Source organism: Kaistia sp. MMO-174, from assembly GCF_037147815.1.
Lineage (GTDB): Bacteria > Pseudomonadota > Alphaproteobacteria > Rhizobiales > Kaistiaceae > Kaistia > Kaistia nematophila.
The window spans coordinates 928960-952206 of sequence record NZ_JBBCUO010000002.1 but is presented as its reverse complement, the minus strand read 5'-3'; the positions used below and the strand labels follow the sequence as shown (position 1 = coordinate 952206).

General features: G+C 66.7%; 20 protein-coding genes. 4 read left to right on the top strand and 16 right to left on the bottom strand.

Going from position 1 to position 23247, the window contains the following annotated elements:
- Window positions 1-69: 69 nt before the first annotated feature.
- The 8 genes from WFK98_RS10405 to WFK98_RS10370 form a co-directional block, all read right to left on the bottom strand.
- Window positions 70-1011 carry a diguanylate cyclase gene (locus tag WFK98_RS10405; protein WP_266337936.1) on the bottom strand — a complete coding sequence of 314 codons (942 nt, stop codon included), beginning with the start codon at window positions 1009-1011 and terminating at the stop codon, window positions 70-72.
- Entirely contained in the window at window positions 1008-3854 is a 2847-nt protein-coding gene (locus WFK98_RS10400) for a hybrid sensor histidine kinase/response regulator (protein WP_336800152.1), read from the bottom strand. The genes WFK98_RS10405 and WFK98_RS10400 overlap by 4 nt, the downstream gene beginning before the upstream one ends.
- Window positions 3855-3888: 34 nt before the next feature.
- Window positions 3889-4131, bottom strand: coding sequence for a hypothetical protein (locus tag WFK98_RS10395; protein WP_266337934.1), 243 nt, complete (start codon window positions 4129-4131; stop codon window positions 3889-3891).
- Window positions 4132-4519: 388 nt separating this feature from the next.
- Window positions 4520-4849, bottom strand: coding sequence for an L-rhamnose mutarotase (locus tag WFK98_RS10390; RefSeq protein ID WP_336800151.1), 330 nt, complete (start codon window positions 4847-4849; stop codon window positions 4520-4522).
- Window positions 4850-5064: 215 nt separating this feature from the next.
- The gene (locus WFK98_RS10385) at window positions 5065-5898 is read right to left on the bottom strand and encodes a carbohydrate ABC transporter permease (protein ID WP_336800150.1); all 834 of its coding nucleotides are present in this window, start codon (window positions 5896-5898) and stop codon (window positions 5065-5067) included.
- 7 nt (window positions 5899-5905) lie between these two features.
- Entirely contained in the window at window positions 5906-6835 is a 930-nt protein-coding gene (locus WFK98_RS10380) for a carbohydrate ABC transporter permease (protein ID WP_336800149.1), read from the bottom strand.
- Between the two features lie 273 nt (window positions 6836-7108).
- On the bottom strand, window positions 7109-8383 hold the full coding sequence (locus WFK98_RS10375; protein ID WP_336800148.1) for an ABC transporter substrate-binding protein: 1275 nt from the start codon (window positions 8381-8383) through the stop codon (window positions 7109-7111).
- 70 nt (window positions 8384-8453) lie between these two features.
- The gene (locus WFK98_RS10370) at window positions 8454-9590 is read right to left on the bottom strand and encodes a mandelate racemase/muconate lactonizing enzyme family protein (RefSeq protein WP_266337929.1); all 1137 of its coding nucleotides are present in this window, start codon (window positions 9588-9590) and stop codon (window positions 8454-8456) included.
- A gap of 37 nt (window positions 9591-9627) precedes the next feature.
- Here WFK98_RS10370 and WFK98_RS10365 point away from each other — a divergent pair, with 37 nt between their 5' ends.
- Complete coding sequence (locus WFK98_RS10365) at window positions 9628-10362, top strand: GntR family transcriptional regulator (RefSeq protein ID WP_336800147.1); 735 nt, start codon at window positions 9628-9630, stop codon at window positions 10360-10362.
- 175 nt (window positions 10363-10537) lie between these two features.
- Here the strand turns inward: WFK98_RS10365 and WFK98_RS10360 are convergent, their stop codons facing one another.
- On the bottom strand, window positions 10538-11314 hold the full coding sequence (locus WFK98_RS10360; RefSeq protein ID WP_336800146.1) for a glutamine amidotransferase: 777 nt from the start codon (window positions 11312-11314) through the stop codon (window positions 10538-10540).
- 22 nt (window positions 11315-11336) lie between these two features.
- Window positions 11337-12374, bottom strand: a complete 1038-nt coding sequence (locus WFK98_RS10355) for a LacI family DNA-binding transcriptional regulator (RefSeq protein WP_336800145.1) — start codon at window positions 12372-12374, stop codon at window positions 11337-11339.
- Between the two features lie 339 nt (window positions 12375-12713).
- Here WFK98_RS10355 and cdd point away from each other — a divergent pair, with 339 nt between their 5' ends.
- The gene (gene cdd / locus WFK98_RS10350) at window positions 12714-13688 is read left to right on the top strand and encodes a cytidine deaminase (protein WP_336800144.1); all 975 of its coding nucleotides are present in this window, start codon (window positions 12714-12716) and stop codon (window positions 13686-13688) included.
- Between the two features lie 48 nt (window positions 13689-13736).
- Here the strand turns inward: cdd and WFK98_RS10345 are convergent, their stop codons facing one another.
- Window positions 13737-14294: a 1,2-dihydroxy-3-keto-5-methylthiopentene dioxygenase gene (locus WFK98_RS10345; RefSeq protein WP_266337924.1), complete on the bottom strand. Its 558-nt coding sequence runs from the start codon at window positions 14292-14294 to the stop codon at window positions 13737-13739.
- Window positions 14291-14959, bottom strand: coding sequence for a methylthioribulose 1-phosphate dehydratase (gene mtnB, locus WFK98_RS10340; RefSeq protein WP_336800143.1), 669 nt, complete (start codon window positions 14957-14959; stop codon window positions 14291-14293). Before mtnB ends, WFK98_RS10345 begins: the two co-directional genes overlap by 4 nt.
- A 241-nt stretch (window positions 14960-15200) precedes the next feature.
- On the opposite strand from mtnB, the gene WFK98_RS10335 reads away from it, so the two are divergent.
- Window positions 15201-16247, top strand: coding sequence for a substrate-binding domain-containing protein (locus WFK98_RS10335; RefSeq protein ID WP_266337922.1), 1047 nt, complete (start codon window positions 15201-15203; stop codon window positions 16245-16247).
- 153 nt (window positions 16248-16400) lie between these two features.
- Window positions 16401-17663, top strand: coding sequence for an S-methyl-5-thioribose kinase (mtnK, locus tag WFK98_RS10330; protein ID WP_336800142.1), 1263 nt, complete (start codon window positions 16401-16403; stop codon window positions 17661-17663).
- Window positions 17664-18017: 354 nt separating this feature from the next.
- Here the strand turns inward: mtnK and WFK98_RS10325 are convergent, their stop codons facing one another.
- The 4 genes from WFK98_RS10325 to WFK98_RS10310 all read right to left on the bottom strand — a co-directional run bounded on the left by WFK98_RS10325 (window position 18018) and on the right by WFK98_RS10310 (window position 23080).
- The gene (locus WFK98_RS10325; protein ID WP_266337920.1) at window positions 18018-19034 is read right to left on the bottom strand and encodes an ABC transporter permease; all 1017 of its coding nucleotides are present in this window, start codon (window positions 19032-19034) and stop codon (window positions 18018-18020) included.
- Complete coding sequence (locus WFK98_RS10320; RefSeq protein WP_336800141.1) at window positions 19034-20578, bottom strand: sugar ABC transporter ATP-binding protein; 1545 nt, start codon at window positions 20576-20578, stop codon at window positions 19034-19036. Before WFK98_RS10320 ends, WFK98_RS10325 begins: the two co-directional genes overlap by 1 nt.
- Window positions 20575-21831: an LVIVD repeat-containing protein gene (locus tag WFK98_RS10315; RefSeq protein WP_336800140.1), complete on the bottom strand. Its 1257-nt coding sequence runs from the start codon at window positions 21829-21831 to the stop codon at window positions 20575-20577. The genes WFK98_RS10320 and WFK98_RS10315 overlap by 4 nt, the downstream gene beginning before the upstream one ends.
- A gap of 208 nt (window positions 21832-22039) precedes the next feature.
- Window positions 22040-23080: a substrate-binding domain-containing protein gene (locus WFK98_RS10310; protein WP_336800139.1), complete on the bottom strand. Its 1041-nt coding sequence runs from the start codon at window positions 23078-23080 to the stop codon at window positions 22040-22042.
- Between the last annotated feature and the right edge of the window lie 167 nt (window positions 23081-23247).

The following is a 23247-nucleotide window of genomic DNA, read 5'->3' as shown; positions in this document are numbered from 1 at the left end:
GGCTGTACCGATCGAAGCACAGCCCGTCGGGATTGTCTTCCGACTTCTGAAAGCCGGCTTCGGATCGGCTCAGCCGGAACTCGCGACGGGCAGGACGCCGTCGGTCGCGAAAACGATGCCCGCCACCAGGTTGCGGCCGGCGGCCTTGGCGACATAAAGCTGCTCGTCGGCGGCGCGGATCCACGAGTCGGGCTGGCTGCCGGGAATGCACAGCGCCGTCGCGACGCCGAGGCTGACCGAAACGAAGGGCGAAGCGTCGGAGCCGGAATGCGGGATGCCGAGCGCCTGCACGCGATCGCGGATGCTGTTCGCTATCTCCATGGCCTCGGGGTGCTCGATTTCCGGCAGAACGCAGGCGAATTCCTCGCCGCCATAGCGGATGGTGACGTCGTTGGCGTGATGGACGGCACGGTTCAGCGCGGCGGCCACCATGGTCAGGCAGCGGTCGCCGGCCGTGTGGCCGTAGAGGTCGTTGAACTTCTTGAAGAAGTCGATGTCGAGGATGATGACCGAGAGGAGGCCGCCGCTGCGTGACAGGCGCGACGTCTCCTGGTTCAGCACCTTTTCCAGCCGGCGGCGGTTGCCGAGGCCGGTCAGCGCATCCGTGACGGCCATTTCGGCCAGCTCGTCGCGCATCCGCTTCATGTCGAGATGGTTGCGTATCCGGGCCCGCACCACGACCGGCAGGATCGGCTTGGTGATGTAGTCGATGGCGCCGAGCATCAGGCCCTTCACCTCGGCTTCCTGGTCGCCCAGCGCCGTGGTGAAGATCACCGGCACGTCGGCGATCAGCGGATCGGCCTTGATCGCCGCGCAGACCTCGTAGCCGTCGACACCCGGCATGAGCACGTCGAGCAGGATCAGGTCCGGCAACGTCGTGCGGGCGATCTCGATGGCTTCGGTTCCGGTGGTGGCGAAGTAGATATCGTGATCCTCCTCGAGCGTCGCGCTCAGGATCTCGATGTTGCTGACCTCGTCATCGACAATGAGGATCGATGGCCGTTCGCTCAATTCTGTACTTCCCTGGTATCGACGAAATGACGCTCAATGGCGTCGAGCCCGGCGAGGGCGTTGTTGAAATCAAGTCGGCTGATCGGGTCGCGGATCTCGGCCAGGCGTCCGGCCTCGGGCGTGCCCTGCAGCCTGGCCTCAAGTGCCTCGAACGTCCTTCGGGCCCGCATGCTGCGCTTGCTCAGTTGCTGGCGGAGTTCATAGAGGAGCTTCGCCGCCTCGTCCCGCGCGGCCGCGTCGAGGCTTGCCGCCGGCGCGGCGGCGGATGCTTCCTCGGCCGGCGACAGGGTGCGCGCCGCCGCGATGGCCGGCTGAAGCACGGCATCGAGGCGCTCGATCAGCTCGTCGACATTCGCCATCTCGCGATGGGCGATCGCGTCTTCCAGCTGGCGGGACGCCTCCGACACCCTGCGAAGTTCCAGCGAGGCGGAAACGCCCTTCAGCGAATGCGCCAGCCGGCGCGCGTCGTCGAGGGCGCCGGCATCGATCTCGCCGCGCAGTGTCGCGACGAAACCGCGATAGTTGGTCCCGAAGCTGACGATCAGCTTGCGCAGCAGCGCGGTCTTGCCGTTGACGCGGACGAGCGCGGTCGCAAGATCGAAGGGCGGCAGCTCGGCCGGTAGATCGGCGGCCGCCGGGACCTCGACGGATTTCGCCGTCGACCCGCTGCCTTCCGCCCTGCGCGGCTTCAGCCAGCGCTCGAGCGCGTGCATCAGCGTCGCCGGATCGACCGGCTTGGCGACATGGTCGTTCATGCCGGCCTGGAAGCAGTTCTGCCGCTCCTGCTCATAGGCGTGCGCCGTCATGGCGATGATCGGCAGCCTGTCGGAGGGGAACGCCTGGCGAATGCGCTTCGTCGCTTCGATGCCATCCATTTCCGGCATCTGCACGTCCATCAGCACCACGTCGTAGCTGCGGCCGGACCGGAGCACCATATCGCAGGCGATGCGGCCATTCTCGGCCAGTTCGACGACGAGGCCGCCGTCGCTCAGAATCTCCGAGGCGACTTCGCTGTTGATCTCGTTGTCCTCGACGAGCAGGACGCGCGAGCCGCGATACTCCGGCGCGACCATCGGGATCGCGTGCGCGGCGGGTGCGGCGGCGCGTTCCTGGCCCGTCCGCTGCCCCAGGAGCTGGGTAATTTCTGTCAGCAGCAGCGAAGCGTCGATCGGCTTGACGAGGAAGGCCGAGATGCCGGCCTCGCTGGCGTTTTGCATGGCCTCTTCGCGCGCATAGGCGCTGACCATCATGATGGTCGGCAGGCGGGTCAACGTCTCGCTGCTGCGCATCGCCTCGACGGCCTCGATGCCGTCCATGCCGGGCATCTTCCAGTCGATCAGCATCAGGTCGTAGGCGACGCCGCGCGCCTGGGCGTTTTCAAGCAGCGCGATCGCCTCGGTGCCGGAGGCGACCAGGTCGGCCTGGACGGACCAGCCCTCGAATATGGTGTGCAGGATCTCGCGCGAGGCCGGATTGTCGTCGGCGATCAGCACGCGGAGCCCGCGCAGCTTCTCGACATCGGCCGCCTCGGCCAGCATCAGCGTATCGCCTTCCTCCAGGCGGACGGTGAAGGTGAAGGTGCTGCCGGCGCCGGCGATGCTGTCGACGCGGATGGTGCCGCCCATCAGCTCGACCAGCTGCTTGCTGATGGCGAGCCCAAGCCCGGTGCCGCCGAATTTGCGCGTCATCGAGCTGTCGGCCTGGCTGAAGGAGCGGAACAGCATCTGCTGTTGTTCCGGCGTCATGCCGATGCCGGTATCGCGGACCGACACTTCGAGCAACAGCTGCCGGTCGACCTTCTCCAGCGTGCGGATCGACAGGACGACAGCGCCGCGCTCGGTGAACTTCACCGCGTTGGAGACCAGGTTCAGGATGATCTGGTTCAGTCGCAGAGCGTCGCCTAGCAGGGTCGCCGGCACGTTGTCGTCGATGTTGATGCGGATATCGACGCCCTTCTCGGCCGCTTTGACGGTGGAGATGGTGGTGGCGTTCTCGATCGTCTCGCGGATCTTGAAATGGGTGCCCTCGAGCGAGAGCATGCCGGCCTCGATCTTGGAAAAGTCGAGGATGTCGTTGATCAGCGCCAGAAGCGCGGTGCTGGCCGACTTGATCTTGTTGATGTAGTCCGCCTGCTTCGGCGTGAGGTCGGTGCGCAGCGCCAGGTGGCTGAAGCCGAGGATGGCGTTCATCGGCGTACGGATCTCGTGGCTCATATTGGCCAGGAACAGGCTCTTGGCGATGTTCGCGGCGTTGGCCTCGCGCGTGCGGTCGGCGACCTTCTGCTCCAGCGTCTCGTTGGCGAGCACGATTTCGGCGCTCATCGCCTCGATGCGCTGGAAGCTCGCGACCAGCCGCATGCTGAGCCAGACGAGCACGACGGTCTGGAAGGCGACGATGGCGGCGTGCAGGCTGACGCGCTCCAGGTCTGCGCCCAGCGGGAATACCGCATAGGGGAAGACCAGGTTCAGCATCAGGTGATGCACCGCCACCGTCACGGCCGCGACGATCACCGGGCGCCAGTCGCACCAGCCGATGACGAGCGCCAGCGTGGCGAAGAAGTACATGTGCATGTCCATCTGCCACGGATGGCCGGAGAACATGAAGACGAACAGGGCCGGCTGTCCCATCAGCGCGACGGCCGACACATAGCGGGTCACCGGCGCGGGCCCACGCAGCGTCCAGGAGACCTGCATCGCCAAGGCCAGCAGCACCGCCACCAGCGTCGGCGCGACCATGCTGCGTCCGATCGACCATGCGACCAGCGCGATCACCGGCACGTGGATCCACATCAGGAAGACGAGGAATAGACCGAACTTGTGTCGCAGCCTGTCGAGCTCGGCCATGCGCCAATCCTTGAAAAAAATCTGGGCGTACCGCTCAGACGGAGAAACAACCGCGCAACTTGATGGCGTCTAGCACGAGCCAGGCGCCGGAGTGGTAGAGGCGGGAAATGAAGTCGGGGCTGTCCGAGTGGGCGATGATCACATTGGCAATCCCGCCACCGGCAACGATGCTGCCGCCCGAGCGAGCCACGATGCCGGCCGTGTCGGCGGCATCTGCCCAAGGCGGCGCGACCACGGCGACTTCCGCGCTGCCTGCGTCCGCGGTGAGCGTGCTCACAAAGATCGCGATGGCACTGGCAACCAGAAGCAGGCCAGCCGGAATCAGATCCGTCCAGCTACCGCGTTCGGTAGTCTGCCCGATAGGCCTGCCAGAAATTCAATGCCCCCGTCGATGAGAATGCTGACGGCATCAAACCCGGTTAACTATAATATTTCAATAGGGATGGAGCGCAGCGCCCAGGCGTTTCCGGGCGTGGTGTGATCGACGTCACGTAACCCTGGATGGTGGGCCTGTGGGTAGTGCGCGGGATGGTATCTATCGCCGCCGTGCCCCGGAGGCTGACCGCCGCTGTGATGGCTGACTTTGCGTCGGAGCGATTCGGATGCGCCTTCGAGCAGGTTCCCGCAATGCGTGCGCGGGCGTCCTCCTGCATTCGCTAGAGGCGTCAGTCGAGGTGGAAGACTTCCTCCATCAGGGACCACCATTCGCCGGGCGCAGCCGAGGCGAGGGGCTGCTGGCAGGGACTGGTCTGCCCGAGCCAGGCCTGGATCGCGGGCTCCTTGTCGAGCCGGGCGGCGTCGGCTGGCCAGTCGGCGCCGTGATATTCCCAGTAGCCGAAGAGAAGGTTCTCCGGCTCGCGCAGGTAGATCGAGTAGTTCTTCACGCCGCAGGCCGAGAGCAGGGCGTTCACCTCGGCCGAGCCCGTGGCGTGCAGCCGCCTGTATTCGGCGACCGCCTCCGGCTTGACGCCGATCACCATGGCCATGCGCTGCATTTTTCGTTCACTCCTTCAGGCTGAGGCTATTGCTTACGGCTGGAGGGCCCTCACCCCAAGCCTCTCCCGCAAGCGAGTGAGGGAGTAGGCCAGCGCTGGTTCTTGCATTGGCCCGGACTTGATGAGTGTCACCAGCAGTAGCCCTCGCCCGCTTGCGGGAGAGGGTAGGGTGAGGGGCTGGCTAGGAGCAAAGGGCGTGGGCTGCGCCCGCTAGCTCACCCCTTCACGGCGCCGACGGCGATGCCGTTGACGATCTGGCGCTGGAAGATGACGTAGATGATGACGATCGGCGCGGCGGCGAGGCAGATGCCGGCCGCGAGCAGCGGCACGTTGGTGGTGTATTCGCCCCGCAGCGCGGCGATGCCGACCATCAGCGTGCGCTGGTCCTGCAGCACGAGCAGCGAGATCAGCACGTCGTTCCAGCAATAGAGCGTGTTGAGGATGCCGAGCGTCAGCAGGGCCGGTTTTCCCATCGGCAGCATGATGTGCCACCAGACCTTCACGAGGCTGGCGCCGTCGATCTGCGCCGCCTCGAACAGCTCGCGCGGCAGGCGGGCGTAGAAGGCGGTCATCAGGTAGACGCTGAAGGGCAGGAAGAACGCCGTGTAGGCGATGATCAGGCCCGGCCGGCTGTCGACCAGGTGCAGGCCGATCATGGTGCGGTAGAACGGCACCAGCACCACCTGCACCGGGATCATCAGCGACACGAGGATGGTGATGAAGATGATCTTGCGGCCGCGGAAGCGCAGGATCGCCAGCGCGAAGCCGGCCATCGAGGCGACGACGAGCAGCACCAGCACGGCGCCGACGGTGACGACGACGGAATTGTAGAAATATTCCGACAGCCGCGACTGGTTCCAGGCCTGGGCGAAATTGCCGAAGGTCGGGTCCGTGGTCAGGCCGAAGCGGTTGAGCACGTAGCCCTTGCGCGTCTTCAGCGCCGCGTTGATGGCGAAGAAGACGGGATAGACGGCGGAAAGGGCGAGCAGGGCCATCGGGATCGAGATGATCCAGAGGACGCGCCTCTCGCGGGTTTTGACTTCTGCCATGGCGCCCTCAGATGCTCGCGTTGCGGGACATGATGCGGATCTGGATGGCGGCGAGGCCCCCCATCATCAGGAAGAGCACCATCGAGATCGCGCTCGCATAGCCGGGCCGGTTCATCTTGCCCTGTTCGAGCCAGATCAGGAATTCCGGCAGGATGGTCGAGGTGCCGGGGCCGCCGGCGGTGAGCACGTAGATCAGCCCGAACATCGAGGTCAGCATGCCGATCGTGGTGACGACGGCGGCGAATTCGATGATCGGCCGGATCGACGGGATGACGATGTACCACCAGGTCTGCGTCAGCTTGGCGCCGTCGAGCTTCGCCGCCTCCAGCATGTCGGAGGGCACCGTCGACAGGCCGGCGATGAAGATCAGCAGGCTCATGCCGAAGGTCGACCAAAGCTGCACGGCGATCAGGCTGAACAGAGCCGTCGAGGAATTGCCGAGCCAGTCCACGGCCGAGAAGCCGAGCGCCTTCAGGAACAGGTTGAACGACCCGTCATAGCGCAGCAGCACGTTGAAGATGGCGCCGACGATGACCGAGGAGAGCACGGCCGGGAAGAAATAGACGGCGCGGAACAGCTTGCCGCCCGGCACGCCTTGGTGGATCAGGATCGCCAGCACCAGCGGCAGGCCGATCCAGATCGGCAGCGTCGCGAGCAGGATCAGCATGTTGACCAGGCTGTCGAGGAAGACCGGGTCGTGGGCGATGCCGATATAGTTGTCGAGGCCGACGAAGCGCGGCGCCGACATGCCGTCATAATCGGTGAAGGAATAGCCGAGGCCCCAGATCAGCGGGACGATGCGGAACACGACGACGAGCGCCAGCGCCGGCAGCACGAACAGATAGGCGAAGCGTTCGACGCTGCGGCTGCCGGGATCGGCAGGTGCGGCGGCGGCCTTGCGGCGCTTTGCGTCCGTTGCGGTCAGGGTCTCGGTCATCGCGGGCCTCGGGTCAATGCAACGCGGCCTCATCTCGCGGGGAGGTGGGCGCAACTCTGTCGGGGGAAGCGGCGTCGCCCGCTGGCGACGCTCGATGTCGGGAGGCGGAGCCGCATCCTCGACCTTCCCCGGTGGGAGAGGTCGGACCGATGGTCGCGCGAGGGATCAGGCCCTCGCCGGATGGCTCCCCGAACCCTCGCTCGCCGGCCCGCCTTCGACCTCTCCCGACGGGAGAGGTGAAGGGCGGAAGCCTGCGATCGGCGAAGGCGGAGCTTACTTCTTCTTGGCCTGGGCCTGGACTTCGTCGAGGCGGGCGACGGCCTTGTCGACGGTGGTCTCGCCGGTGAAGAGCATCTGGCTCTGGCGATGCCATTCCTCGGTCTCGGCCGTGGAGGTGTTGTTGTGCAGCAGCGGCACGCCGTCCGAGAGCGAGCCGAGCACGACCTTGGCCGAGGGGCTCTCGACCTTCGACGTGTCGACGGCCGTATCCGAGGGAACCGCGCCGGCCGCCTCGAAGAACACCTGCATGTTGGGGGTGTCTGCGAAGCTCTTGGCGAGCGCGACGGCGAGGTCCTGGTTCGGCGAGAACTTTGTCACGGCGTAGCCGATGCCGCCGGCGAGCGGCATGCGCAGCTTGTCATAGGCGGCCGGGGTGACCGGCGGCAGCACGAAGACGCCGACATTCTGCGGCTCCAGGAATTCGTCGAATTCCTTCCAGTGGGCGACGTCCGACAGCAGGCCGATCGTGTTGGCGTTCTCGCCGCGCTCGAAGCTCTGGTATTCGTCCATGAACTTGGCGGTCGAGTTGGCGCCCTCGGCGTACCAGCCGTCCTTCTGGGTATCGACCCACTTCTGGACGATCGCCTTGATTTCCGGGCTCGACCACTTGAGGTCGCCGGTCGTCCAGGCAGCCTGCTGCTCTGCCGTGAGCGCGTTGGCGGCCGCGGCGGAGTAGAAGAAGTCGGCGCCGTAGCCTTCCTTGTTGCCGAGGGCGAAGCAGGTGGTGCCCGCCGCCTTCAGCTTGGCGCAGATAGCCTCCAGATCGGCCCAGGTCTTGGGCGTCGCTTCCGGATCGAGGCCGGCCTTCTTGTAGAGTTCCTTGTTGTAGTAGACGGCGAGGCCCTGGATCGAGATCGGCACGGCATAGACGCTGCCATCGGCGCCGGCGAACTCGTCCCAGCCGGCGACCCGCGCCTTGATGTCGGCGACCTTGTCGTCGAGCTTGGTGAACGCCGCGATGCGCTCCTTCGCCTGCGAGCCGCCGTGCACGAGCACGACGTCGGGACCCTGGCTGGCGGCGATCGCCGTGCCGAGCAGGGTGTAGTACTGGTCATGCGGCTGCATGACGAACTTCACCGTCACGCCGGGATGGGCCCCCTCGAAGTCGGCCTTCACCTTGTCGTAATAGGGCGCCGTCGTCGGGTCGCCCGATTTCCAGTCCCACACGGTGAGCGTCTCGGCCTTGGCCGATGCCGCCACGCCGAGCGTCATGACAAGCGCGGTGGCGAGCATCGTGCCGGCGCGCAGGACCCTGTTCGTCGTCTTCATCTCGTCTTCCTCCCTAGCAGATCTCTCTCCACCCCCGGCCGCCTGCGCGGCCGTGGGCCCTCTTGCAATCTCAGTGCGGCAGGCGCGTGTTCACCGGCGCCGGCGGCAGATCCTCATTGGCAACGACTTCGGGCACGGCCCATTCGCTGCGCGCCGTCTCCGACAGCACCAGGCCGTGGCCCGGGCGGTCATGCGCATAGATCCAGCCGTCGCGGATCTCGAACGGCTTCTCGATCAGGTGGTCGAAGTTCTGGAACGAGTATTCGAGCCATTCGACCTCGGGCAGGGCGAGCGCCATGTTGACGCCGATTTCCAGGAACGAATTGCCGAGGCTGACCGGAATGCCGTGCTCGGCCGCGAGCCAGCCGATGCGCATCACCTGCGACACCCAGCCGTGCACGTTGATCATGTCGGTGCCATGCGCCTCGATGAGCTGGCGCTTGCCATGCGCGTCGAAATATTCGCCCGAATTGACCAGGGTGAACGGGCAGCCCTGGCGGATCATCTTCAGGCCTTCGAAATCGTAGCGCAGGCAGGGATCCTCGATCCACAGGATGTCGAAGCCGGCGTCCCGGATCTTGTTCATGTTGCGGACGGTCTGCTGCGGCGACCAGCCCTCGTTGGCGTCGATCATGATCGCCTCGGGCTTGCCGACCGTCTTCACCAGGAGGTCGAGGCGGTGCAGGTCGCGCTCGATGTCGGGATGGCCGACCTTGATCTTGAACGACTTGTAGCCGATCGACGCGGCGTGATCGAACAGCGCGCAGAAGTCATCGTCCGAGAGATGGAAGTCGAGGCCGCTGGCATAGGCCTTGACGCGGCTCTTGGTGCCGCCGAGCAGCTTCCAAAGCGGCATGCCGACCTGCTTGGCGGCGAGGTCCCACAGGGCCTGGTCGAGGCCTTCGCCGAAAGGCAGCGAGGCGCCGCGGATGTTGCCGCCGCGCGGACGGGTGAGCTTGTGGGCGAGGGCCGCCGGCGACTGGCCTTCGAGGCCCGGCCAGATCTCGGCGCGGAAGAGGCGCTCGATCTCGGCCTGCGACGGCAGCGGATTGAACAGCGACGGCACGAAGCCGAGACCGACCATGCCGTTATCGGCGATCAGCTCGAGGGTCGCGACATGAGCGTGCGCGATGCGGACCTGGCTGTCGCCGATGACACGGTCGCGGGCGAACTGGAAACGGACAATTCGGAAATCCACGATGCGCATGCTATAGTCGCCTAATCGATCAAAAGTGAGAGTTGATATGTCACGTAAGCGATCTGATAGATCAGATCCGATTGCATCGCAAGCCACCGGCGCCGCCGAGCCAGCCGAACGCGACGTCGAAACCGTCACGGTGTCGCTGAGCGAGGTCGCCTATGAGCGGATCCTCGACATGCTGTTCGGGCGGGAACTGCCGGCCGGCGCCTTCGTGTCGCAGAACGACCTGGTCAAGCTGATCGGCGTGCCGGTGGCGCCTCTGCGCGATGCGCTGCGCGTGCTGCAGACGGAGGGATTGCTGACGATCCATCCGCGCTCCGGCATCCGCTTCCTGAAGGCGGATTTCGAACTGGCGCGGAATACCTACCAGCTGCGTGCAATCCTGGAGCGGCCGGCCGTGCGTGTCTTCGCCGAGACGGCGGAACCGGCGCTGCTCGACGCCCTCGTCGCGCGCCACGAACGGGCGATCGAAGCGCTCGAGCGCGACGGCTTCACCCAGGCGATCGCGCCCGAGATCGTCGCGATCGACGCGGCGCTTCATGTCGAGATCATCGCGGCGCTCGGCAATCCGCTGATCGTCTCGACGCACCGCCGTGTCCACAATTATCTGCAACTGATCCGGCTCGACCGCACGCTGTCGACGCCGATCGTCATGCGCACGCTGCGCGAGCACATGACGCTGCTGGAGGCCTGCAAGGCACGCGACGCGGACACGGCCGAGACGGCGCTGCAGGCGCATTTCTCAAACGCGCTGCAGCGGACGCTGGGGATTTTCTAAGACGTTTGGTTGCTGGGGCAGGAGACCCTCACCCCAACCCTCTCCCGCGGGCGGGAGAGGGGAGCATCGCACCCGGTCGCAAAAGAGCGCCATGGCGATGAAGGGCGCTGCCCGAAAAGCCCTCGCCCGCTTGCGGGAGAGGGGTGGGTGAGGGGCTTGCCTGCCGCTGTGCGGATCAGCTCGCCTTGGTGACCCAGCCGAGCACGTTCTTCCAGAGGCGGGCATAGCCCGGCCATTCGACGAAGCTGTTCGGCAGCCAGTGCGGGCCGATGTCCGAGGTCCAGGCGACGCTGCGGCCTTCGCCGAATTCGCCGGCGACGAGAAGCGGATGGCCGCCCTCCGAATCGGGCAGGCGGGCCAGCAGTTCCACGTCCGCGCGGTCGCGCAGCTTCACCTCGTTGGCGCCGAGCAGAATCGGCCATTCGCCGTCGAGGCCCGCCAGCAGCGGATGGGACCGGTTGCCGACGATCTCGGCGCGGAAGCCCTCCGGAACCTCGATGCGGTCGTCATGCGGCAGGCAGGTGACCGGCAGCGCGTCCTCGACCGCGGTGCGCGACCAGCGGCCGCGTCCGTCGATGCCCTGGAAGGTCAGGTAGCCGCCGATCATGACGAGGCCGCCGCCCTTCTTCGTCCATTCGCGCAGCAGCTTGAGCCGGTTCGGCATCGGCTTGCCGTGCAGCCAGACGTCGGGGTGCAGCAGGATCGAGTTGGAGCCGATGTCGGACAGGATGATCGCGTCATAGGCGTCGAGGCCTTCGAGCGTCAGCGGCAGCTCGGTCGGCACCTGGTGCGCTTGCATGTAGGTGAGCTCGAATTCGCTGCCGGCCAGAGCTTTCACCAGCGGCTCGGCGCCGAGATGGAAGGTGACGCTGCCGAACTGGTCGAAGCCCTTGTAGTGCGTGGCGCTCGACATCCAGCTTTCGCCGACGAGCAGCACCTTCTTCACAGTCATACTTACCCCCTGTAGTGCCGCCTCAAGAACGAGGCGGCTTGACGGATTCGCGGATGATCAGTTCGACCGGCAGCACCTCGCTCACGGGCTCCCGCATCTCGCCCTTGATCAGGTCGAGCACCATCTCCACGGCGCGCCGGCCCAGTCTTTCGACGGGCTGGCGGATCGCCGTCAGCGGCGGATCGAACAGTTGCAGCGGACCGACGTCGTCAAAGGCGACGACAGAGATGTCGGTGCCGACTCTCACCCCACGCTGTTTGAACACGGACAAGAGCCCGAGCACAATCTCGTCGCTCGCGGCGAAGACGGCGCTCGGCACCGGATCGAGCGCCAGGATCTGTCCCGCCGCGAGCCGGCCATGCTCGGACGAATAGGGGCCCTGGATTTCGGCCGCGATCGTCACCGGCCGTTCCGAGGCCGCCACGGCGCGGCGAAAGCCGCCGAGGCGGCCCCGGCTGCTCGAAAGCCCTGCTGGCCCGCCGACATAGCCGAGCCGGCGATGGCCCATTTCGATCAGGTGACGGGCGGCGAGGAAGCCGCCCTGGTCGCTGTCGGCCATGATCGTCGGCGCGCGGGCGCCGATGATGTCGTCGTCGACCAGCACGACTGTCGAGGTGCCCTGCAGCGCGCGGCCCAGCGCGGGATCGTCGCCATTGTTGGTGGCGAAGAGCAGCCCATCGACATGGCGGCGGGCCAGCCGGCCCAGATAGTCGATCTCGCGGTCGGTCCGGCTCAGTGTCGGGCAGAGCACCAGGCCGAGCCCGAACTCGGAAGCGGCCTGTTCGACCGATGCGGCGAGATGCGCGAAATAGGGATTGGAGATATCGGGAACCACGAGCCCGATCGTCTCGGAGCGTCCGAGACTGAGGCTGCGGGCGTGCTGGTTGGGCTGGTAATTCAGGGCCGCGATCGCGGCGTCGATCCGCCCGATCGTGGCGGGCGGCAGCTTGATCGACCGGTTCAGGTAGCGCGAGACGGTGGCGACCGACAGCCCGCAGGCCTCGGCGACATCCTTCAGCGTCGCATGCCTTCGCGTCGGTGGATCCGGCTTGTCGTTCATCGCGCCTCCGAGATCGCCCCTGTCCGACGGCGTTGGATTCCCGTCTGCTGGATCCCGGGAACCATGGCGGATTCGTCGGATGCCGCGCCGAAATATATACTCGTGGTGCGTATGTCAGGCGAGAACAATTCCAGGTTATACCTAGCCGGTCCGCCCGATCCCGGCCCTGATTGCACAGTGCGAGATAGTCCCTTCGGGGCTGCGTCAGCAAGATCGATGACGCAAACTTGTCCGTGATTCGCGCGGCCATGCGTCTGTCTTTCCGGCGTTTCCCGGACGGTCGGGCGGCTTTGTTCAAGCTATTGTTATCGATTCTCGATTTTTACTAAGGAGCGTGCGGTGATCGCAGTCGATCGGTTTCAGCCGGATCCAGCCATTGGCCTGCGTTGCCAGTCGCTACTTGGCGACAAGGGGCAGGCGATCTCGGCCGAGGTGACGCATGCGCTCGCCGCGCGCCGAAATTCCCATGACGGCCTTGTCGTGCCGGCCGCGCTGGCGGCGGATCTCGTCGCGAGGCACGGGCTCGCGGGCATTTCCGAGCTGATGCTCCTGCTGGTTCCCCTGGCGCGGGGCGTTGCGCGGCCGCCGATCTCCCATTTTACAATCGGCGCGGTTGCGCTGGAACGCGAGACCGGCGATCTGATCCTCGGCGGCAATGTCGAGTTTCCCGGCGCCAATCTCGGCGAGGCGATCCATGGCGAGCAGTTCCTGTCGGCACGCGCCTTTTCGCGCGGCACGTCGATCGCCGAGATCGCCCTGGAGGCGGCGCCGCCCTGCGGCCATTGCCGGCAGTTCCTGGCGGAGTTCAGCGGCGGTCTCGATCTCCCGATCACCACCATGCAGGGCCACCGCGTCGAACTGCGGCACCTGCTGCCCTGGGCTTTCTCGCCGGCGGATCTCGGCGAGGCGGGGGTGACGCCGGTCGGGCAGGGCGGGGGGCGACAGGCGCTGCGGGTGCTGCGATCGGATATTTCCGATGCGCCGGAAATGGAGGCGGCGCTGCTGGCAGCCGGACAGCTTGCCTATGTTCCCTATAGTCGAGCGCCTTCGGCGGTCGTCCTTAAATCGGCGGATGGAATGGTCGTCACGGGGGCTGCGCTGGAAAATGCCGCCTTCAACCCGAGCCTCGGTCCCTTGCAGGTGGCTTTGGTCAGCTGGATCGCGGCCGGCCGGGCCTATGCGGATATCGAGCTGGCGGTGCTGGGCGGCGTCGAGCGCGGCGCGGTCGACTATGCGGCCGATCTGCCGAACCTGCTGGCGACCGTGGCGCCGAAGGCCGCCTTCAGGCGGGTGGCCTGGGAGGTTCTCTCTTGAATGGATGCCCTCTCCCGCCGGGCGGGGGGAGAGGGATATTCAGCGGGATCAGGCCGCGACGGGTTCGCCGAAGGCGGGAATGGTCGAAGCGATCTTGTCGCCCGTGAAGTTCGCGACCCAGCCATCCGGCGAGATGAACAGGCGGATGCAGGTGAAGTTCGGCTCGGGGCCCATGTCGAACCAGTGCAGCGTGCCGGCCGGGACCGAGAGCAGGTCATCGCGCGTGCAGACGACGCGGTACACCTTGTCGCCGAGATGCAGATAGAACGCGCCGGAGCCCTCGACGAAGAAGCGGACCTCGTCCTCGTCATGCGTGTGCTCGTCGAGGAACTTGGTGCGGATGGCCTGCTTGTTCGGATTGTCCGGCGTGATGCGCATCACGTCGATGGTCTGGTAGCCCTCTGCGGCGGAGAGCCGATCGACCTCGGCCTTGTAGGCGGCGAGGATGTCTTCATGGCTGGCATTGGCGGCCAGCTCCGCGCCGGCCTTCCAGCGCTCGAACAGAACGCCGACCTTGTTCAGCTCGGCGGCGATTTCCACCGGGTCGGACGTGACGGCGACGGGGTTGGCCGGATCCTTGTCCGGATAGATGGTCAGCGTGGTCATGGCGTGAACCTCCTGTAGGAAAGCTCGAACGCGAATAGCGTTTCGAGCGCTTCGAGATGGCGGGCGGCATCGGATTCCGTGGCGCCCCAAGCGTAGACGCCGTGTCCGGCGAGAAGATAGCCGGGCGCGGCGATGGCGTCACCGACCGGCTGCGCCAGCCGCGCGAGCACGCGGCCCGAAAGCGCGCTGATATCCTGGTCGTTGGCGAAGACCGGAACGTCGACCGTCGCCTCATGCGTGCGCACGCCGACAAGGGCCTTCTGCAGTTCCCAGCCGGTCAGCCGCAGGCTGCCCTCGGCCAGCGCCAGGCGCGACAGCACGGTGGCGGCGGGGCTGTGGACGTGGAAGATCGCTCCGAGCTCCGGCCGCTCGCTGTAGAGCGCGGTGTGCAGTTCCGCCTCGGCCGATGATCCCGGCAGCAGCTTTTCTCCGAGCGGCTGGATCAGGATGTCGGAGGCGAGCAGGTTGCCCTTGTCGACGCCCGAGCGCGTGATCGCGATCGTCCAGGCGTCGATGCGGACGGAAAAATTGCCGGAGGTCGCCGGCACCCAGTGGCGCGCTGCGCTGGCTCGGCCGGCCGCGATGACGCCGGCCACGGCCTTCGCCTCGGCGCTCTCGCCTCCCGCGACAAGCGGCTCGGATTTCAGGGAACTCGTCTGCGCCAACCACGCTACTCCATTAAAAGGCACGGTCCCGGCAAGCGGGCCGGGCGCCACCATACTAACTAAAACGCGCGCGCAAGCGTGGGGTAGATCAAATTTCCCAAGCCGTCCCGAATAAAGAGAAAATCCTTCGTTCCGTGCGCGTCAGCCGTCGCGCTATCAGAATGAAATTGCAACTTCGCCGCCGGGGCGCTGCGTGTTGCCGGGATCGTAGCCGTCCTTGGGGACGCATGGGAGAGAATAGATGAAGCGTTTTGCAATCGGCCTGGCCGGCGCGGGCCTGCTGGCGACCAGCCTCCTCGGCGCGCCCGCCTATGGCGAGGGCCTCGCCGGCGCTCCCGCTCCCTTCGACAAGGGCGGCGTCAAGGTGGCGCTGGTGACGTTCATTTCCGCCGGCGACTTCTTCCAGTCCTACCAGGCTGGCGCGCAGAAGCAGGCCAAGGCCCTCGGCATCGACCTGCAGATCTTCTCCGGTCGCCAGGACGCCGCCGCCCAGCGCGAGCAGGTCGAGCAGGCGATCAACCTCGGCGTCCAGGGCATCATCATCGATCACGGCCAGCCGGAATCGCTGAAGGACGTGGCGCAGAAGGCGCTCGACGCCGGCATCAAGGTCGTCGCCTTCGATGTCGATCTCGGCAATCCGGCTATCCCGCAGGTCGAGCAGTCGGACCACGAGCTGGCCAAGACCGCGCTCGAGCAGGCGATCTCCGACAATGGCAAGGCGTTCAACGCCGGCTATGTCTATGTCGCCGGCTTCGCGCCGCTCGACCGCCGCAACGAGGTCTGGGAAGAGACCAAGAAGGCAAATTCCGGCATCGTCGAGAAGGCACGCTGGGGCGCGGTGAACGACACCACCGCCTCGTCGACCGCCGACCAGACCAAGGCCGCCTTCCAGGCCAATCCCGACATCTCCGTCGTGTTCGCGCCCTATGACGAATTCGCCCGCGGCGTGAAGCTCGCCACTGACGAACTCGGCATCTCCGACAAGGTGAAGATCTACTCGGCCGACGTTTCGACCGCTGACATCACCGAGATCGCCGCCGAGGGCAGCCCGTGGGTCGCCACCGTCGCCACCAACCCCGCCGTCGTCGGCGAGGTTTCGGTGCGCGCCGTCGCCAAGCTGATCGCCGGCGAGGATCCGGGCCACAACATCGTCGTCAAGCCGGTGCTGATCACGCAGAAGGACCTGCGCGCCAATGCGATCAAGACGGTCGAGGACCTCGACGCCAAGCTGCCGGCCTTCGGCAAGAGCGACGCGGCGACGGCCGCCTGGATCCCGGCGGCGAAGTAACGCCTCGTAAGCCGGCTCTGGCGCGCGCGATCGAGACGCGCTAGGGCTGACCGCCATTGATTTCGACGCGGCGCGGGACTGGCTCCCGCGCCGCTTTCTTGCCAGCCGCGCCAGGCGCCGAAGACGCAGCGCGACAACGATAGAGCAGCCTCCATGTCCCTCGACGTGCCCGCCGGTTACCACCCCCTCGACAGCCATTCCGTCCGCGGCTTCCTCGACGGCTTGCCGGCGATGCGCGAGAAGCTCGGTGGCGCGCCGGAAGGCTGGACGGTGCAGGAAGTCGGCGACGGCAATCTGAATCTCGTCTTCCTGGTCGATGGCCCGGATGGCTCGGTCTGCGTGAAGCAGTCGCTGCCCTATGTCCGCGCCGCCGGAGAGAGCTGGCCGCTGCCGCTCGATCGCGCCTTCTTCGAGCAGTCCTATTACCGGGCGGTCGGCGCGCATGTCGAAGGCCTGGCGCCGCGCTTCTACCACTACCAGCCCGAGCTCTACGCCTTCGTCATGGAGCGCCTGTCGCCGCACATCATCCTGCGGCGCGGCCTGATCGAGGGGAAGCGCTACCCGCATGTCGCCGAGCATGTCGGCGAGTTCGCCGCCCGTTCCACCTTCGCCACCTCCGATCTCGGCGCGACGATCGAGGAAAAGGCCGAGTGGACGGCCGCCTTCGCGAAGAACACCTCGCTGATCCGCATCACGGCCGAGGTCGTGTTCTCCGATCCGCTCAGCCAGTCGCCGCGCAATCGCTGGACCAGCCCGGAGCTGGACGGCCTGGCGCGCGATTTCCGCGCCGATTCCGCCCTGAAGGGCGCCGTCGCCGATTTCGGCTGGCGCTTCCTCACCAGCGGGCAGGCGCTGATCCATGGCGATCTGCACACCGGCTCGGTGATGGTGACCGAGACCGATACCCGCGTCATGGACCCGGAATTTTCCTTCGTCGGGCCGATCGGCTTCGATGTCGGCGCCTTCCTGGCCAATCTCGTCATGAACTATCTGGCCCAGCCCGGCCATGCGACGGCAGGCGACGACCGCCGCGCGCAGGCCGACTGGGTGCTCGACCAGGTGCCCGTGTTCTGGAACACGTTCAAGCACCGCTTCCTGGCGCTCTGGGAGAGCAGCGCCCGCGGCGACGCCTACCCGGCGACGATGTTCGCCAACCCGGCGGATGCAGCCGTCCTGGCGGCTCGGCGCGAGGCATTCCTCGACCGGATCTTCGCCGACGCGGTCGGCTATGCCGGGGTGAAGACCATCCGCCGCATTCTTGGCTTCGCCCACAATGCCGATTTCGAGCGTATCGCCGACCCGGCCCGCCGCGCGCCGCTGGAGACCAAGGCGGCCCGCCTCGCCCGCACCTTCCTGCTCGAGCCGCACAGCTTCCGCACCCCGGAAGATATCGTCGCGGCCGCCAGGGCGGCCTGAGGCGAGGGCGGGGGGTAGCCTTCGGGCCAGCTCACGACGCGGGAGATGATCACCCGGAGGGGGCGGCGCCGCGAAGCGTAGCCGCTCTGGTGCGCAGCCCGGATATGCGGGGCGGCGATGGTCGCCTGGCGGTGCATCCGGCAGGCGACGCGGCGCCAGTATTTCGGGCGCAGTCAAAACCAGCCCGGGCACCGTCCTCCCTCAGCCGCTTGAAGTCCCGCCGGGCGGTGGCGCCGGGATCTGGGCGCCGGATTCGAGGCGATAGGCGTCCAACTCCGTCGTCATCCCGTGGCCGGAGACAGGTCGACATGGCTGGGGCGGGCGGACCGGCATCTCTTTCGCTCGAAAGCGCTCTTACCGCTTCTTCTTGCCGAGGCCGAAGGTGAGCGCCAGCGCGCCGACGAGGACGACGCCCTTGACGAAGTCCTGCGTGTAATAGGGCGCGTTCAGCATGGTGAGGCCATTCAGCAGCACGCCGACGAAGATGGCGCCGAGCACCGTGCCGAGCACATGCGGGCGGCGCTTGTCGAGCACGGCGAAGCCGATCAGCGAGGCGGCGACGGCGTCGAGCAGCAGCGAGTTGCCGGCCGAGACGTCCCCGCGGCCGACGCGCGAGGCGACGATCAGGCCGCCGAGCGAGGCGAGCGTGCCGGAGAGAACATAGGCCCAGAGGCGATAGGCCTTGGTCGGCGCACCGGCGAGGTGAGCGGCGGTCTCATTGCCGCCGATGGCGTAGAACACGCGGCCCCAGCGCGTGCGCTCCATCAGGAACCAGGCGAGGATGGCGACGATGGCCATGACGATGACCGGATAGGGCACGGTGTCGAACAGCCGGGCGCGGCCGAGGATCAGGAAGGCCGGGTCATACGCACCGGCCGCCGTGGTGCCGTTCGGCAGCATCATGCCGGCGGTGATCGAGCGGCCGCCGGTCGGGATCAGCTGCAGGCCGGCGAGCAGGAACATGGTCGAGAGGGTCGCCAGAAGGTCGGGCACGCCGACGCGGACGATCAGCAGGCCGTTCACCAGGCCGATGAAGGCGCCCATCAGCAGCACGAGGCCGAGCGTCTCGAAGGCGTTCAACTGCAGCACGACCATGGCGTAGCTCGCCGCCATCACGGATGAAGCGGCGACGCTACCGACCGAGAGGTCGAAGCCACCGGCCGACATGGTGATCGAGACGCCGACGCCGAGGATGGCGACGACGGAGACCGCCTGCAGGATCGAGAACAGATTGGCCGAATTGATGAAGGCGGGCTGGGCCGACCAGAAGCCGACCAGCATCGCCGCCAGCAGGACGAAGAGCGCATATTTGCGCGCCGTTTCGGCGAAGGTCGAAGCCGGCTTCGACGAAGATGCAGCGTGGTCGGTCATCATGGGTGTCCTGTGCCGGCAGCCTGGGTTTCGGCGCTCTCGACGCGGCCGATCATGGCGGCGAGCGATTCATGGCGGCCGTCGGCCTCGTAAAGGGAGTGGTCGCGCATGACAAGGATGCGGTCGGCAACCTCGAGCGCTTCTTCGGTGTCGCTGGTGGCGATCAGGGTCGCCGAGCCGGACTGGCTGTTGCGGATCGCCGCGATCAAGTCGGCGCGGGCGCCGACGTCGACGCCCTGGAAAGGTTCGTCGAGCAGCAGCAGCCGGCAGGACGCCGCCTGCCAGCGCGCCAGCACGACCTTCTGCTGGTTGCCGCCGGAAAGCTGGTCGAGCGTGTCGTCGGGACCGCGCGCCTTGATGCCGAGCCGGCCGATGGCGTCGGCCGCGACCAGCCGTTCGCGCGTCTCGCGCAGCAGGCCGAGCGGGAACCAGCGCGGCAGATGCGGCAGCGCGATGGTGCCGGCAATCGAGGCACCGGGAATTTCAGGCGGCAGCAGCGACGAGGCCCAGCGATCCTCGGCGACCATGAACACGCCATTGTCGATCGAGCGGGCAGGGCCGTCGGAAAGCCAGGGCTTGCCGTCGAGGGTGAACGAGCCTTCGGCGAGCGTCTCGAGCCCGAACAGGGCGCGCAGCAGCCGGGTCTTGCCGGAGCCGAGCGTGCCGGTGATCGCCACCACCTCGCCCGAGCGGAGGTCGAGATCGAACGGCCGCGAGCCGGGGATCAGGCGCGCCCGCTTGACGGAGGCGAGGATCGGAGCCGTCGAGACCGAGCCGGCATGGCCACCGGCGTCGAGCGTGCGGCCGATCATGGCGGCGACGGCGGCCGAAAAATCGATCGGCTTGGCGAAGGAGGCGACGACCTTGCCGCCGCGCAGCACGACGGCGCGATCGGCGATCGCCGCCAGGTCGCCGGTACGGTGCGAGATGTAGAGGATGGCGATGCCGCTCGCCTTCAGGCGGCGCAGCACCGAGAACAGCCGTTCGGCCTCGGTCGAGGACAGGCTGGAGGTCGGCTCGTCGAGGATCAGCACGGATGCCTTGGCGGCGACCGCGCGGGCGATGGCGATCAGCTGGCGTTCGGCCGGGCGCAGGTCGATGAAGTCGCGGTCGAGCGGCAGATCGAGGTCGATCAGCGCGGCGATCTCCTTCGCGCGCTTGCGGGTCGAGCGCGGCGAGACGAAGAAGCTGCCGGTGCCGCAGAGCTCGTTCAGCGTCAGGTTCTCGGCCACGGTCAGCCCGGCGGCGCCGGCCTGATCGGTCGCCTGGTGCACGGTGGCGATGCCGGCGGCTTGTGCTTCGGCCGGCGAGCCGAAGGAGACCGTCTTGCCATTCAGCAGGATCGTGCCGGCATCGGCGGAGATCGAGCCGGAGAGGATCTTGACCAGCGTCGACTTGCCGGCGCCGTTGGCGCCCATCAGCGCGACGATCTCGCCGGCCTCGACGACGAGATCCGCGCCGGCGAGCGCGCGCGTCGGGCCGAACGATTTTTCGAGCCCCGTGACGGAGACGGCGATCCGGGCGGAGGAGGGCGTGTTGCTCACCCTTCATACTCCATGATGGCGAGACCGGCATTGTAGTCGGTGGAATAGATGATGCCGTTGGCGTCGACGAACAGATCGGCCGACTGGATCACGCGCGGGCGGTTTCCCCGCTTGTCGACCATGCGCTCGGGCGCCGCCGGCACCAGCGCGCCGGTCTCCTTCGGCTCGAACGGGTTGGAGATGTCGAACACGCGCACGCCGGCATTCTGGTAGGTCGCGAAGATCAACGTGTCGGAGACGAAGCTGCCGGGCCGGTTCTCGTGCAGATTATGCGGGCCGAAATGACCGCCCTTGGCGGTGTAGTCGGCCTCGGCCGGCGTCGGCAGCGTGGCGATCGAGATCGGGTTCGCCTTGTCCTTGATGTCGAAGATCCAAGTCCGCTTGCGGCCGTCTTCCTCGTGGTCGAGCACGGCCTCGTCGGCGACGACCAGCAGGTCGCGCTTCGGCAGCGGCAGCGGCGAATGGGTGCCGCCGCCGAAGGGCGGCGACCAGTTCTTGTGCGTGATCAGCTTCGGCGCCGACTTGTCGGCGATGTCGAGGATAGTGAGGCCGCCGTCGCGCCAGCAGGCATAGGCGGTGTCGCCTTCGACGAGGCTGTGATGTAGCGCATAACGCCGGCCTTCGCCCCATGTCGCGTGCTCGCCGCCGGCGAGATGCATGCCGGGGATCCACCAGCGGCCGGCCTCGACCGGTTTCGTCGGATCCTGAAGGTCGACGATCATGAAGATGTAGTCGCTATAGCCGTCGACGAGCGCCGAGACATAGGCGTAGCGGCCGCCAACATACCAGATGCGATGGATGCCGACGCCCTCGACCGGGAAGAAGCCGATCTGGCGCGGCTGGGTCGGCTTGGAGATGTCGTAGATCGCCATGCCGGCCGACCAGTTGCGGGCGGTCTTCGCGCCGCCGGCCGTGCCGACCGTCTCGCCGACCGACTTGGTGTAATAGACCTTCTCGTCCACCGCGAAGGCGGCATCGGCGAAGAGGTCGCGCGCATGGATGACGAGCAGCAGGTCGTCATGCGTCTGCAGGTGGATGGTCCAGGTGTTCGGCGGCGCCGGCACGAACACTGTCTCGCCCGGGTTCTTCGGGTCGCGCACGTCGATGATGGAGAAGCCCTGCGACCAGGGATGAGCCACATAGGCGAAGCCGCGATGCACCATGACCTGCAGCGCGTCCGGCCGCCCGCCCTGGTCGGAATGGCCGATCAGGCGGATATTCTTCGCATAGTCGGGGGTGGGGAGGGCGGTCATGGTCTTTTCTTTACTTTGGGCGAAGCCGAAATCACGAGCGAAACCCTCCCCTTGAGGGAGGGTCAAATCCGCCTTGGCGGATTTGGGGAGGGGGCAGCTTCGGTAAGCCGAAGCGTTCCTCTCCCCGACATCTCAGGCACCCCTCCCCAAAAGTGCTGTGCACTTTTGACCCTCCCTCAAGGGGAGGGTTCAGGCGGAGCGCCCTTCCTTACTTCGAGGCCGGGATCCAGTCCTTCTTGGCGGCGTCGCTATCCTTGAAGGCCGGGAACTTGTCCTGCAGTTCCTCGATCGTCTTGATGTTGTTGTCGACGAGGTCTTTCTTGGTGACCAGCGTCGGCTGGATCAGGACCGAGTGGCCCGGGTCCTGGCCGGCGATCAGCTGCGCCAGCGCGCGCACCGACACTTCGCCGACGACGGCCGGGTTGGTGGCGGCGGTGGCGACCCACGGGCTGTTCGGCTCGAGCATGGCCTGGATGTCCGAGGTCGAGATGTCGACGCCGTAGATCTTGACCTTGTCGGCGACGCCGGCCTCGTCGATGGCGAGCTTCACGCCGCGGGCGAATTCGTCCCAGGGGGTGAAGACGACCGAGAGGGTCGGGTTGGCGGCGAGCACGGCCTTGGTCTGGTCGGCGACCGAGGCGGGGACGCTGTCGTTGACGACGCCCCACGTCGCGACTTCCTTGATGCCGGGATACTTCTTGCCGAAGTCCTTCCAGACGGCATAGCGGCGGTCGAGCGGCGCGAAGCCGGAGACGTAGACGGCGCCGCCGTCGAAGGTCTCGCCCTGCTCCTTAACGGCCTGCTCCAGAACGAGGCGCGCCATGTCGGCGTCGGACTGCTCGATCTGCGGGATCTTGGCGTTGTCGAGGTTGACGTCATAGGCGACGACCGGGATGCCGGCGTCGAGGGCCGCCTGCGCGACGTCCTTCAGCGCTTCCGGCTGGCCGTTGTTGATGACGATGCCCTTCACGCCGAGATTGATCGCCTGCTGGATCAGTTCGCGCTCGGCGTTGATGTCGTTGCGGGCCTGCGAGATGTTGGCCTCGATCCCCAGCGCGTCGGCCTGGCGCTTCACGCCGGCCTCGAAGGCCTGCAGCCAGTCGCCCGAGCCGAGGAAGGAGATGACGGCGATCTTGACGCCGCCCTTGTCGAACGGCGCCGGCGCGCCGGCGATGCCCTCGGCATAGGCGCCCGAAGAAAGCGCAGTCAGGCCTGCGGCCAGCGCGAGCGAAAGAAGCTTCTTGCCCATGATCTTACCCCCATAGTCTCGTGAAAACGTCCCGTGCCGCGCCCCCGGACGGCGCTTGCGGTCCCGTCGCGGCAATTCGCTGCCAAGCTAGCGTTCCGCCGACTGGCATAAAGAAAACTGATTTCAATTCAAGATCGATATTGGGTCGTTTGTTGCGCCTGGAGGCG

Excerpts from the sequence above, each read along its gene's own strand:
- WFK98_RS10400 (WP_336800152.1), bottom strand. The coding sequence starts at position 3,854 with ATGGCCGAGCTCGACAGGCTGCGACACAAGTTCGGTCTATTCCTCGTC.
- WFK98_RS10390 (WP_336800151.1), bottom strand. The coding sequence starts at position 4,849 with ATGCAGCGCATGGCCATGGTGATCGGCGTCAAGCCGGAGGCGGTCGCC.
- WFK98_RS10385 (WP_336800150.1), bottom strand. The coding sequence starts at position 5,898 with ATGGCAGAAGTCAAAACCCGCGAGAGGCGCGTCCTCTGGATCATCTCG.
- WFK98_RS10380 (WP_336800149.1), bottom strand. The coding sequence starts at position 6,835 with ATGACCGAGACCCTGACCGCAACGGACGCAAAGCGCCGCAAGGCCGCC.
- WFK98_RS10375 (WP_336800148.1), bottom strand. The coding sequence starts at position 8,383 with ATGAAGACGACGAACAGGGTCCTGCGCGCCGGCACGATGCTCGCCACC.
- WFK98_RS10370 (WP_266337929.1), bottom strand. The coding sequence starts at position 9,590 with ATGCGCATCGTGGATTTCCGAATTGTCCGTTTCCAGTTCGCCCGCGAC.
- WFK98_RS10365 (WP_336800147.1), top strand. The coding sequence starts at position 9,628 with ATGTCACGTAAGCGATCTGATAGATCAGATCCGATTGCATCGCAAGCC.
- WFK98_RS10360 (WP_336800146.1), bottom strand. The coding sequence starts at position 11,314 with ATGACTGTGAAGAAGGTGCTGCTCGTCGGCGAAAGCTGGATGTCGAGC.
- WFK98_RS10355 (WP_336800145.1), bottom strand. The coding sequence starts at position 12,374 with ATGAACGACAAGCCGGATCCACCGACGCGAAGGCATGCGACGCTGAAG.
- WFK98_RS10345 (WP_266337924.1), bottom strand. The coding sequence starts at position 14,294 with ATGACCACGCTGACCATCTATCCGGACAAGGATCCGGCCAACCCCGTC.
- WFK98_RS10335 (WP_266337922.1), top strand. The coding sequence starts at position 15,201 with ATGAAGCGTTTTGCAATCGGCCTGGCCGGCGCGGGCCTGCTGGCGACC.
- mtnK (WP_336800142.1), top strand. The coding sequence starts at position 16,401 with ATGTCCCTCGACGTGCCCGCCGGTTACCACCCCCTCGACAGCCATTCC.
- WFK98_RS10325 (WP_266337920.1), bottom strand. The coding sequence starts at position 19,034 with ATGACCGACCACGCTGCATCTTCGTCGAAGCCGGCTTCGACCTTCGCC.
- WFK98_RS10315 (WP_336800140.1), bottom strand. The coding sequence starts at position 21,831 with ATGACCGCCCTCCCCACCCCCGACTATGCGAAGAATATCCGCCTGATC.
- WFK98_RS10310 (WP_336800139.1), bottom strand. The coding sequence starts at position 23,080 with ATGGGCAAGAAGCTTCTTTCGCTCGCGCTGGCCGCAGGCCTGACTGCG.